A 12372-nucleotide genomic window follows, 5' to 3' on the forward strand; every position below is an offset into this window, starting at 1 on the left:
TAAATATATTGTTAATCTGTAAATCATTAAACAAAATTTCATCCTTTTACGGATCCCAGCATGATGCCCTTAGTAAAATACTTCTGCATATAGGGGTAGACGCACAGAATCGGAACAACCGTCACCACCAGCAGCGTCATCTTGATGGACATGGGCGTCAGCTGCCGTCTCATATTTGTCTTGCTCCCCTGCTCCAGCAGAATGGTGGAGGCATTTTTCAGATACTGGTACAAAATATACTGCAAGGTCCGCAAATCCTTGTTCATGGTATAAATCAGCGTCGTGGAATAGTCGCTCCATACCCCCACTGCCGTGAACACGCCAATCGTTGCCAGGATTGGCTTGGAGAGAGGAATGATGATGCGGACAAGGATGTTCCAGTAGCTGGCCCCGTCCAATTTCGCGGACTCCTCCAGGGAACCCGGAATGCTCTCGATAAAGGTTTTCGCCAGAATCACATAGTACGCGCTTACGCCCGGCATGATATAAATCAAATATGTATCGTACAGACCCAGGTACTTCCTCAGCAGAAACTCCGGAATCAGGCCGCCTCCGACAAACATGGTGCCCACAAAGAAGCGGTAGACAGCCTTGCGGAAGGGCATCCGCTCGCGGGAAAGCAGATATCCCAGAAACCCGCTGATGAACATCTGTTCCAGGGTACAGATTACCGTGATGCTCACAGAGACCAGAGCGGCGCGCGGGATGCCTTTCAGGGTCAGCACTTTCCGGTAGTTGTCCAGGGTAAAGTCCACCGGCCAGAAGTACACGCCTGCCGTCGCCTTTAAAGGGTCGCTTAGCGAATAAACAAATATGTAATAGAAAGGATAGATACAGGTAAAAGCGAACAGGAACATCAGCGCTGCATTAATCCAGTCAAAAGGCTTCGCCTTAAACATATGCTTCTTCTGCGCCCTTTTCTTCTTTCTTTCCATAGCGTCACCTCCTATACGACAGACTCGCCGCGAACCTTCTTGGCTGCAGTATTAGCCAGGCAAATCAGCACAATGGAGACGACAGAATTCATAATCCCCAGGGCGATGCCGTATGAATAGCTCGCATCCCTGAACAGGTTATAGCTGTATAAGCCGATATTCTCCAGCTTGGGGTTGGTCAGGGGAGTCCCGAACACCAGAGGGTAGTCCATTCCGCCGCTCAGGAAACCGCTGATTCCCAGCACTGTCTGCACCAGAAAGGTAGGCAGCACACCCGGAATCGTCACATGCCAGATTCGCCGGAACCGCCCCGCCCCGTCCGTCATGGCCGCGTCATACAGTTCCTGGTCAATGCCGGAGATGGCCGCCAGGTAGATGATTGCCGAAAATCCAATCCCTTTCCACGTACCCATCACCGCCTGAAGCGTCCATGAAATGTTTATGTTGTTGAGCAGATTGAACGGCTCGGAAATAATCCCTTTGCGGAGGAAAAGAATGTTCAGCATCCCATCCGTGGAAAACAGCCCCACCATCAGCCCGTAAATCATTACCCAGCTGATGAAATTCGGAATGGTGGTCACGGTCTGAATGATGCGGCGGTACCGTGTGGACCGCAGTTCATTCAGGAAGATGGCAAAGGCCACCGGAAGCCAGGAAATCGCCAGGCCAATCGTATTGGGAATGACCGTATTGCGCAGGGCGCGGGGCAGCCGGCTGATGTTGGAGAACAGCATCCGGAAATTCTTCAGCCCCACGAACTCGCTCTGCAGAGGCGATTTCCCCAGCTTGTAATCCACAAAGGCATAAGCCCAGCCTGCAATCGGCATATAGTGAAAGACAAAGACATAGAGTATCCAGGGCAGAATCATCCAGAACAAAATCCATTCCTTTTTTTGACTTTTCTTGTTCACAGTCTCCTTTTTGGGCATCCTTTCACACCGCCTTTCTTTGATATGCATTTATTTTAGCACTTTCGCCCCATTCATATAATGCACAGTTTTTACTATTTTCTCTATAATATTGTTTATTTTTACAACCAGTTCCAAAATAGCTAACCATTCTTTAGGCGAAACTAATAAAATGTATATTGTTTTGGTAAAATCCTTTTGATATAATCAGAATACAGGAGCGCTCTCAGAAAGCAGGCAAGTCGAAAATCAGCTGCTGCCGGAAGGAGAAAGCGGGATGTTTCCATGAGTACGCTTACATAGAAGAACGGTTACAGAAGAATGGCGGTGAATTATATGTATTCAGCTTTGATTGTAGAAGACGAACTGTTTGCCCTCCACAGCATGCGCGATATGCTGGACTGGACTGGGGCCGGCATCGACAGGGTATATGAGGCGGCGAACGGCAGGGAAGCTTACGAGGTGTATCTCCGTGAACGCCCGGATATCATCCTGACCGATTTGAGTATGCCCGTCATGGACGGGCTCACGCTGATCCGGAACATCCGGGAGCGGGAGGAGGACGCGAAAACGCGCATTATCATCATGACCTGCATCGATGATTTCGCCCAGGCCCAGCAGGCGCTGAATATGGGGGTGTCCCATTATTTCCTGAAAGCGACTGCCAGCTGCCGTGACATCCAGAAAATCCTCCAAAACACCACCAGGGACCTGGACAAGGAACGGCTTTCGCAAGATACCAGTTCCGCTGAAAAAGCGATACAGATTCTGAAGCACGGGGGAGCCCTTTCGCCGGAGGATGCCGTAGCTGCCCTGCTCACAGCCGGCATCTCTCCAGAGGAGAACTATGCCATACTGCTTCTATGCCTGCCCCGGAAAGATTCCCTGCTGCCTGACCACGAAATCCTGCAGCGGACAATCAAGGCATGCTCCGGCGCGGACGCAGAAATCCTGCGCATCTCACCTGGATGCTGCGCCTTTCTGTTGAACCAGGAAAACGCGGAGCGTCTGTCCATCGCCCTGCCACGCCTGTGCGCGGAGCTGTCCGCCGGCGGCAGCGGCGGGATGCGGGCCGGCATGAGCGGATGGGCACAAGGGCCGGGCAGTCTGGCTGAGGCGGTGCGACAGGCAGGGAAGGGGCTGGATCTATGCTATTTCACCGGCGCATGCCCCTCCCTTTATGTCGGCCAGGAGGGCTTCCTTGTCCCGGAGGATATCGCCATCCGGCTGCTGGCCCTCCCGAACGCCTTTTTCCATGTGCCCCAAAAATTTGTGGACAGTTACGAGTCCCGCATCCGGCAGGTCACCTCCCGGAGCTATCCGGATTCCGGCTCCTTTCAGGAAGCTTTGTCGGCTGTGGCCGTATGGCTGTCCATGCAGACGGACAGCGCCAGGGATTCTCTGGAGGAAAACTGTGTCGCCTGTACCCGCAGGATTTCGGAAAGCGAGACGCTCAGGGAATCCATCGCCTGTTTTGAAGAGTACGCCACAGACGTCCTGAACCTGTCCTCTTTCTCCAGGCAGATGCCGGACTGCGTGAAAGAAGCGCTCCATTACATCCATGACAATCTGGACCACCCGCTGTCGCTCAATGAGATTGCGGAACATATCCACCTGAACCCGGCCTACTTAAGCACGCTGTTCCGCCGGGTGATGAACCAGAGCCCCATCAGCTATATCAATTCCGTGCGCATCGAGCGCGCGAAGCTGCTGCTGCGCAGTACGGATCAGTCTGTAAACGAGATTGCCGCCTCGCTGGGATTTGCCCAGGACATCTATTTTTACCGGCTGTTCAAGCATCACGCCAAGGTGACGCCAAACGAATATCGGTCATCGGCCCAGCGGCAGGACAGCGGAACGAGGCAATGGATGCCTGCGGCAAGATACGGCGGAACGTTTTCCGGGGACAGGCAGCAGCCGGTCAAAAAAGGCCAGACAGGCTCCGCCAATGAACCGGCAAGGGAGGAGGATGCGACATGAAACTTCATATGCGCGAGCTATTCCTGAAACGGAAAATGTCCCTGGCCTGGCAGATATCCCTGGGCACGGCTGCAATCCTGCTGGTAGTGATGGTGCTGGGGCTGCATTACATCTGGCGCCACACCATGTCCATCCTCTCCGAGCGCGACAAAGATGCCGCCTTTATCCAGCTGCAAAATGCGCAGGAACAAATCTCCCTGATTTATGACAGCCTGTGCTCCAATGTAAACCTCCTGCTGTACGACCAGGATGTCCTCGCCATCGCCAGCGAACACAGCACCCACATGGACTATGAATACTTCTCCCATGTGAGCAACATCCATACCCTGATGACAGGCATGGCGCGGAGCAACCGATATATTGATTCCGTATTTCTCTATATCAATGACAATGCATTCATCAGCACCATAATCACCAACTCCATCACATCCGATACCAGGGAGACGGTTCCGATCATGCAGTCCGATTTCTATAAGGAAATCTGCAGCTCTGTCTATCAGATTCTCTTCACCGCGGGGCATGAAATCAACGAATTCCATGGATATCTCAATCCCTCGGCGGAGAACCTCCCACTGATTACCGTAGGCTGCGCTTCCGGCAGTTCCTATCGGAACCGCCGCAAGCGAGTCGTGATCATCAACCTCAACACACAGATGCTCGACTCCCTTCTCCGATCCTGCTTCGGAGAGGACAGCTTCGCATTTCTGCTGGACAGGGATCTGTCTCTTCTCTATACCACAGATGCTTTAGACGAAGCGGGACCAGATCTCTCGCCACTGGCGGAGGGGAACAATGCAATGGGGCAGTTCTCCGCATCCCTCCATGGCACCACCGGACAGGCCGTCTATATGCGCTGCAAAGACAGCGGGCTTACCATTGTAAAATACATCTCGGACAGCGAAAACCGCCAGGATGCCGCCGCTCTGGAAATCGTCTTCGTTCTGGCGTTCGTCCTGTGCGGCGTCATAGCCCTGGCTTTCATGCGGTACTGGATCTATCGCTGCCTGAAACCCCTCGATGCCCTCTGCCAGAAAATGGGAGAACTGGAGTCCGGCAGGCTGGGCGTACAGATCGAGTCTCCCCTGCGCAATGAGCTGGGGAATGTAATCCGGCATTTCAACCTTATGTCCCAGGCCCTGGCAAGGATGGACGAGGAAAACCGGAAAGCGGAGAAGGCCCTCCATGTCCAGGAAATCCTCGCCTTGCGGGCGCAGATAAACCCCCATTTCATCTTCAATGTGCTGAACACGTTCAAGTGGATGGCTCTCTCCTACCATGCGAATGACCTGGAGGAATGCATCGCGGCGCTGGCGGAAATCCTCCTTCCTGTCTTCCGGGAGAATATCGGCCCCATTCCGCTGGGAAAGGAAATCCATTATCTGAAAAAATATCTGCTGATTCTGAGCCACCAGTTCGGCAGCCAGGTCTGCCTGGACATTTCGCTGGCCCCGGAACTGGAAAGCGTCCCGATTCCGCCGCTGACCCTGCAGCCCATCGTAGAAAACTGCGTCCGGCATGGTTATATCCCTGATGGACCGGTGCTGACAGTCTGCGTCACGGCACGGACAGAGGGGGACGCGCTCACGATCAGCGTTACGGATGACGGCGGCGGCATGGATGCGGAGACGCTCCGGCAGGTTCAATCTTCACTGGAGCCGAGGGAGAATACCGGCACCGACAGCAGACATATCGGTCTCTCCAATGTCAACCGGAGGCTCACGCTGAATTATGGCCCCCGGTATGGCCTGCGGATCCAGAGCGCGCCGGGGGAAGGGACCACGGTGGATATCCGTCTGCCGGCTCCGCCCTTTCCCCCTGGCCCCACCACAGCGTGAATGCATTTTCCCTTGTCAATAAGGATACCGGCTCTTCCGGTCTGCAATCTATGATTTCCGCATGAAGCCCGGCGGCCTGTTCTATGATTCCCTCCTCTGGCAGGTCGTCCGGTTCATCATGCAGAACAGCCATCCATTTCTGCTCTGCCCTGTTCGTCTCCCGCATATGGGCCCTGTTCTTTGGGCCGGCTTTTAACTGCAAGCATTATTTGATGCCGCTCATTCGTTCTCGGGATGTGCCGCCGCGTAAACGGTTTGATACAATATTCTGTCCTACCGCAGCGTTTCCAGCAGCTCCTGCCAGCGCGCCTCCCCTTTCATGTATTCGAACTTCTCCTCATCCAGAAGACCCTTTATCAATGTCTCTTTGATCTTTTTCCCGAATTCCTCCCGCGGCTCCCTGAACTCCATATGCTCATATAGCGGCGACCGGCTGTAGCTGGCGAGATCCTCTATGCCTGACAGGAGCTTATGCGCGATCCGCAAAGTGGCCTCCGCGTCTTTCCTGTAAACCGCCAGATCTATCTCCAGGCAGGCCTCCTGGTACTGGCCTATCTCCAGCAGACGGGCCAAAGCTGTCTGCTTCTCCACGATAAAGCGGACCCTCTCCATGTCATTTTCCCGCATTGCCAGCTGGCAGATGCTCTGGAGGGCGATCTGCAGATTATGGTATCCCGAGAACACAAGCTCCTCGTATATCTTCATGGCTTCCCGGATGCGCCCTGTCCTGCTGCAGATATCGCCCTGCCGCCTCTTCCGCTCCGGATCCTGGCCGGAATAGTACGCAAGATATTCCTCCGCCCTGTCATATTCTTCTTTCCTGAAATAGAATCCGTACAGACCCGCCGCGCCATGGAGCCTGATGTCCTCATCCTTGCTCTCCAGCGCCCGGGCATACCAGGAGCTGATATAAGCGTCATACTGCTCTGCCGCCTCCGCCGGAATCTCTTTCATCAGGCGATGCGCGTCCAGCAGGAGCGCCAGCTGCCAGGTCAGGCTGTCGCAGTTGGGATACTGCTCCAGCACGCCCCTGGCCCAGGCAAAGCTCTCCTCATAGCTCTCCCTCTGCAGCCTCTCGTCCGCCTCCTGGACGAACCGGCGGATTTCCTCCTCCGTCAGCTCCTCTCTAAAGCTCAGCAGCGCATCCGTGGTGATGCCCAGCAGCCTGGCGATGGGGGCGAGCAGGGCGATGTCCGGGGCGGACGCGCCGTTCTCCCACTTGTTCACCGCGGGAGCCGTCACTCCCAGCCTCCTGGCCATCTCCTCCTGGGTCATGTTCTTTTCTTTCCGGTATTTCCGTATTACCTGACCTATCTCCATAGCATGATCTCCTTTTCGCTGTGAATCCCTCTTTTTTCATCCGCATCGGCCTTTGCTGTCTTTATCCTATCAGATGGGAGCCAGGACTGCAACTGAGCATACGTTAAATATCGTTCATATAAATTAACCGGGGCTCAACATGCTTCCTGATTATGGAGGAAAATCATCATGCTATGGCACCGCCTGCGCTAGCCGTGTGAGTCGTCCTCGCAGGGATGCCCCGGGGCGCTTTTCCCGCATGCCTTACAGTACCCGTATAACTCCAGCTTATGCCCTGTGACCGTAAAGCCTCCCAGCCCCTCCTCCAGGCGGACATGGCTGAAAGGGCAGTTCCGCAGAGGTATCCGATTGCGGCAGTTCAGGCACACCGCATAGTGGGTATGGCCTCCCCGGTTCAGGCTGTAGACCGCGGTTCCGTCCTCCATCCAGGTGCTTTTCTCCACCAGGCCCTTCTCCTCAAAAGCCGCCAGGATACGGTAGACCGTAGAGACGGCATATTCTGCCTGGGCCCCGTCATCCTCACGGGCTGACATACGCTGATAGATCTGTATGGCGCTAAGGGGCTCCGCCGTCTCCCAGAGCACTTTGTACACACTCTTTCTCTGTTTCGTCCACTTTAATCCCCGGGGATAGGATATCTCCTTTCCGCAGTCCGCATAGGGCATTCCCTCAGCGGGAATCTTCCATTTCCTGTTCATGGCCGTCTCCTCCTGCTCCTTTTCCGCAATCCGTGCCGCCAAACCAGCTGCCAGAATCCTGCCGGACTGCTCCTTCACCCGCCTGGCGCATTTACAGCCCGCCGGGCAGACGGCGCAGAAGCCGTGCCTGGCAGAATCCCTGCACGGGACGAATCGGCTTCACGCGATTCCGATCCATTCCATGGCAATCCCCGCCGCCACGCCGATTGCGTACAGCAGCCCCAGTATCTTCAGGTTCTCCCGCCGGTCGTGGTTGACCCGGAACAGAACCAGCACCCCTACGCCGGAGCCCGCCAGCAGCCCTGCCATGGCGGCCCCCAGCCCCATGGTGCCCGCCAGATACAGCTGCGTGATCGCCACAGACCCGGCGCAGTTCGGTATCAGGCCCACCAGCCCCGCCAGCACAGGGCCGGCAATGGGCCTGTTCAGAATCAGATTCCCCAGGGCGTCCTCCCCCAGGTAATGCAGGACCAGATTCAGCCCTAAATTCACCGCCAGGATGAAAAACGCGATTTTCACCGTATGGGACAGGGCGGAGCGCAGAATCCCTTTCTCACAGTGGCAGTGCTCCTGCTCACAGATGTCGCGGATGCCCTCCTGATTCCCGTCCCCTTTCCGGCACAGCAAATCCACGGCAAGCCCCGCCGCCATGCCGATGACGGCCTTGCCCGCCAGAATCTTCAGAATCATGCCCGCAGGGGCCTGCTCGGAAACCAAAATGGGCAGCATCTCATCGGAAGTGGACAGATAAATCGCCATCAGGGTGCCCAGGGTAATGACCCGCCCGGCATACAGGTTCGACGCCGCCGCGGAGAAACCGCACTGGGGCAATGCCCCCAGCAGCCCGCCGATGACTGGCGCGGCAAGGCTCCGGGCAGAACGCCTGCGGGGGGAGCGCCCCGCGTCCACCGCTCCGGGCCGCCTGATGAGCTTCCTGGCATGCTCCCCTGTCCTGTGCTCCAGGTACTCCATCACAAGGTAGGTCAGGAATAAAAAAGGGACAAGCTTCGTGCTGTCTATGAGAGCGTCTTCTATTAAATGCAGCATTGCACACATCCTTTCTGTTCAAAGACAGCCATTGGGCAGAATCAATCATCCGGCTGCAGTCATGGCCGTCCGGCCCATTGCCGAAAGAACAATCTTTTCCGATAGCTGCATATATCTATCCGGGCTTTACAGCCAAACCGCAAAGTCCCAGATGCAAATGCGACTCATTTGCATCTGGGACTATAACACATTTTTCCGTCTTTTGTCAATACCTGCCGCATATCTTTTTCATCCCCGGAGCAGTCGGGCGACAGTTCAGCGGCCTGCCCGGGCTGTCGCGCCCGCCACCGGGTTTCCCATCCGGTCAGGTCACGCCTGCGCAAGGCCACTGTGCCTGCGGCTTCCGGCCATAGAGCGCCCCTGCCGCACCGGTAGACGCCTACATCTATGTCCTCACTCCGCCAGATACATCTTCAGCCCGTCCTCTATCTTCAGAACCGTGGCCTCAGTGGTCTGGGAGCCCTCCAGATACGCGCCCAGCGCTTCGATCAGCACCTCCCGTATCTTCGCGTCCTCCGCCATGGGCTTATCCAGGCCTTTGCATATGGCCACCAGCGCGTCCGCCATCTCGTCGGAGTAGCATTTGATGGCAAACTCCACCTCGCTGCCCTCTGCCTCTATGGAGGTATATGCCTGGGACTCCGAGCGGTCTTCACGGGCCTGCTTCTCCAGGGAGGCCAGGTTCACCGGAAATCCCAGATAGTGATCCGTATCCTGAATCCGCTCCGACAGGGCCAGCCCCAGAAAATCCATAGCCGTGTCCTGATAAGGACTCTTCGCGCATATCCCTGTCTGCAGCAGCGGTATGAAGCTGTTCTCATAGGCGGTGAAACTCCCCCTGATATAATCCACCATGGCTATGGGGAACATGCAGTTCTTAAAGCCGGTAGCCCTTTCAAACGCCATCTTCGCCCCGGAGGCCAGATCCCACATATTATAGGCATGCTCCCCCTTGTCCCTGCGGTCCGTGATGCCGCAGTTGTCCGCGATGCGCTTCAGGCATTCCAGCTTTCCGGCCAGGGTCTCCGTATCCAGCCGTTTCCCTTTTACAATGTCCCCGCAGAAATAGGGATAGAACTTATCCACCAGCTCGTCTACCGTCTGCGGGCCCAGATAACTGTCCTGCGTCCCTGACAGGAACTGTGCCAGGGACTCCAGCGAAGCCATGTCCGCCTCCCCGATGTCCCTGCCCATGGCCATGTTGAAGCCGAACTGCAGAGGCACGGTATATCTGTGTCCGTCCTCCCGCACATAAGAGCCCGTAATTCCGGACAGAAGCTCTCCTTTCTCCTCCATGGGCGCCACCACTGTGCCGATGTCCACAAGCAGTCCCTTATCAATGAATGAATCCATGTCCAGCCCGTCCAGCACCAGGATGTCCGGCGCGTCCTCGCCCATGAGCAGGGTATTGAGCCCCTGGTAGACAGTATTGTAGTCCACACTCTCATCCTCATAGGCGGAATAGGCATATTGAATGGTAATACGGATCTCCGGATGCTCCTTATGGTACAGGACAGCCGCCTGCTGCAGCAAAGGGCTCTCGAAAACCGTGTACAGCTTCAGCTCCTCCTTTACCTCCACCACCGCATCCGGATCATAGGCGTACCGGTTCAGCCTGGCGCCGCCTCCGGATTCCCGGAACAGCGCATAAATGTCCCCCTCCTTTGACATGGCCAGGCCCATGCACCAGCAGTCTGTCATGGCAAAATCTGTCTCCAGGCCGTCCAGCAGCTTCTCCCAGGCATCCTCCCCCGCGCCGCAGCGGAATATGCCGTCCCTGTCTGCAGCGATCAGGGCGCCGTCATCTGCGGCGCAGAGCACGGTTCCGAAAGCGCTGGCAGTGGGTGAATCAATTGTGGCGCCGCTGCTTCCTTTGCCGTTTTCCCGCTTCTCTATCTGCATGTCCGTATTCTCACCGGTGCACAGATAGATATTTTTGCCGTCCGACGCCAGGGCGTCATTATATTGCGCGGACAACTGCCCGCTCTCCAGTATATGTCCGTCCTCTCCCGACAGGACGGCCGTGGAGGTGTAAGAGAGGGCGAACAGCGTGCCGTCCTCCAGCGCCGCAATGCCCCGGACGCTCTCGTACGCGCCCCACTCCTCATTCAGAACCGTCCACTGCGCGGGCGTGATATCCCTGGCCTGGGCGCCCTCGCCCTTCCACAGACGGCTCCTGTAGGAATCCTCCCCCTCTGCTGCGCAGGTGGCCAGAAGATACTGCGTGCCGCTGCCTCCCTGGAGCAAAGTGACATTCATGTTTTCCCCGCAGTCCAGCTCCAGACAGGCCAGCCAGTCCTGTGTCCTGTCCGCAAAGCCTCCCTCCTGCCGCACCCATTCCGAGAAGACCGTTTTTCCCTCTTCCTCTTTCGATGCCAGCAGATGTATCTCACCGTCTATGGCATTTATCTGCCTCAGTTCCCAGGATGCCAGTTCCTCCGGCAGCTCTTCCCCGGCCTCCGTCCAGCGGCCTTTTTGCTGTTCTGTCATGACGCTTCCCCCTGTGTCCTTTTTCCCGCATCCGGTAAGCGTCCCTGCCAGTACCGCCAGGCTCAAAAGCGCCGCAATTCCTTTCACATGTCTCATGCCCATTCCCTCTTTCCACAGCTCTCTTGATATGCTGCCTGTTTATTATAAGCCGTCTGCCGCAGGCAAATCTTAACTGTCGGTTAAGAATGGGTTGATAATATATTAAGGCTGCTGCGGGTCACCGTCTTCCTGCCGGATCAGCTCTTCCCTGGGGCTATCCGGTTCCGGCTCTCTCCCTTCCGCCTCTCCCACGAGGCGTCGGGTTACCCGGAAATTTTAACTGTTAAGCAGTATAAAAAAAGCATGCCCGCTGTCACATCCCGGGCATGCTCCTCTTTCAACTTTTCTGTTCTGCCGCGGCAGTTCAAACGGCCGCCTTGATTTTACTGCTCTTTAAATTCCACACGGCCGTCCTCGATATGGTAGACGGCGCCTATGGCTTTCAGGCCGGAGATGCGGATATTCTCCTGAATCTTCTTCACGCTGTTGTCCACGTTCAGGCAGCAGGCCTTGTAATCGTCCTTCTCGCCTCCGATGGCGGCCATGATCTCATCCGTGATGGACTTGATGAAGCCCCCCGCGCCCCCGCCGATGGCTGCGCCTACCGCGCCGCAGTGGGTGTGGCCCAGAACCACCACCAGGTTGCAGCCCAGATGATCCGCCGCGTACTCCACGCTGCCCAGCTGGTTGTCGTCCATGACATTTCCGGCTACCCGAATGGTGAACAGCTCGCCGATGCCCGCGGAGAAGATGCTCTCGGGAATCACGCGGGAGTCCGAACAGGTGACTACAATGGCGTAGGGGTGCTGGCCGTTCTCACAGGTATCCTTACGAATCGCGGGGGAGATGTCCCCTGTGCCTGTGGAAGAGGTCAGGTATTTTTCATTTCCGCCCTGCAGCTTCTTCAGCGCTTCCTCTGCGGAAATATTAGCTTGATGTGACATGGTACAATCCTCCTTTTTGTTAAAATTATAACATTCTGCCTGATGGTTGTCAAAGCATTTCGCAACGGTTCAGACAGGGCTCACGGTTCAGGCAAGGCGCCAGCCGCTGCGCCCGAAACGCGGAAAATCTGCATTTGGGCGCCCACAGGCCTGGCGGCAGTCCCAGGGCGGCACAC

9 protein-coding genes are annotated in these 12372 nt (G+C 56.2%); 2 read left to right on the forward strand and 7 right to left on the reverse strand.

Annotated features, from left to right (window positions below):
- Nucleotides 1–38 precede the first annotated feature (38 nt).
- A complete protein-coding gene (locus tag NFS35_RS07365; RefSeq protein ID WP_251206481.1) occupies nt 39–935 on the reverse strand; it encodes a carbohydrate ABC transporter permease in 897 nt (298 codons plus the stop codon).
- A gap of 11 nt (nt 936–946) precedes the next feature.
- Nucleotides 947–1864, reverse strand: coding sequence for an ABC transporter permease subunit (locus NFS35_RS07370; RefSeq protein WP_251206482.1), 918 nt, complete (start codon nt 1862–1864; stop codon nt 947–949).
- Nucleotides 1865–2179: 315 nt separating this feature from the next.
- Here NFS35_RS07370 and NFS35_RS28965 point away from each other — a divergent pair, with 315 nt between their 5' ends.
- Together NFS35_RS28965 and NFS35_RS07385 are read left to right on the forward strand one after the other, a co-directional pair.
- Nucleotides 2180–3823 (forward strand): helix-turn-helix domain-containing protein, encoded by a 1644-nt coding sequence (locus NFS35_RS28965; protein ID WP_275564666.1) that lies wholly within the window; start codon nt 2180–2182, stop codon nt 3821–3823.
- A complete protein-coding gene (locus NFS35_RS07385) occupies nt 3820–5658 on the forward strand; it encodes a sensor histidine kinase (protein ID WP_251206483.1) in 1839 nt (612 codons plus the stop codon). The genes NFS35_RS28965 and NFS35_RS07385 overlap by 4 nt, the downstream gene beginning before the upstream one ends.
- A gap of 273 nt (nt 5659–5931) precedes the next feature.
- Here the strand turns inward: NFS35_RS07385 and NFS35_RS07390 are convergent, their stop codons facing one another.
- The 5 genes from NFS35_RS07390 to NFS35_RS07410 form a co-directional block, all read right to left on the reverse strand.
- Nucleotides 5932–6978: a helix-turn-helix domain-containing protein gene (locus tag NFS35_RS07390; protein ID WP_251206484.1), complete on the reverse strand. Its 1047-nt coding sequence runs from the start codon at nt 6976–6978 to the stop codon at nt 5932–5934.
- A 188-nt stretch (nt 6979–7166) separates the two neighbouring features.
- Entirely contained in the window at nt 7167–7754 is a 588-nt protein-coding gene (locus NFS35_RS07395) for a Fur family transcriptional regulator (protein WP_251206485.1), read from the reverse strand.
- An 81-nt stretch (nt 7755–7835) separates the two neighbouring features.
- The gene (locus tag NFS35_RS07400) at nt 7836–8723 is read right to left on the reverse strand and encodes an arsenic efflux protein (RefSeq protein ID WP_251206486.1); all 888 of its coding nucleotides are present in this window, start codon (nt 8721–8723) and stop codon (nt 7836–7838) included.
- A gap of 393 nt (nt 8724–9116) precedes the next feature.
- The gene (locus NFS35_RS07405; RefSeq protein WP_251206487.1) at nt 9117–11309 is read right to left on the reverse strand and encodes an extracellular solute-binding protein; all 2193 of its coding nucleotides are present in this window, start codon (nt 11307–11309) and stop codon (nt 9117–9119) included.
- Nucleotides 11310–11635: 326 nt separating this feature from the next.
- Nucleotides 11636–12196 (reverse strand): carbonic anhydrase, encoded by a 561-nt coding sequence (locus NFS35_RS07410; protein WP_251206488.1) that lies wholly within the window; start codon nt 12194–12196, stop codon nt 11636–11638.
- Between the last annotated feature and the right edge of the window lie 176 nt (nt 12197–12372).

The sequence above is a fragment of the Acetatifactor aquisgranensis genome (genome assembly GCF_943193215.1).
In the GTDB taxonomy this organism is placed as follows: Bacteria; Bacillota; Clostridia; order Lachnospirales; family Lachnospiraceae; genus Acetatifactor; species Acetatifactor aquisgranensis.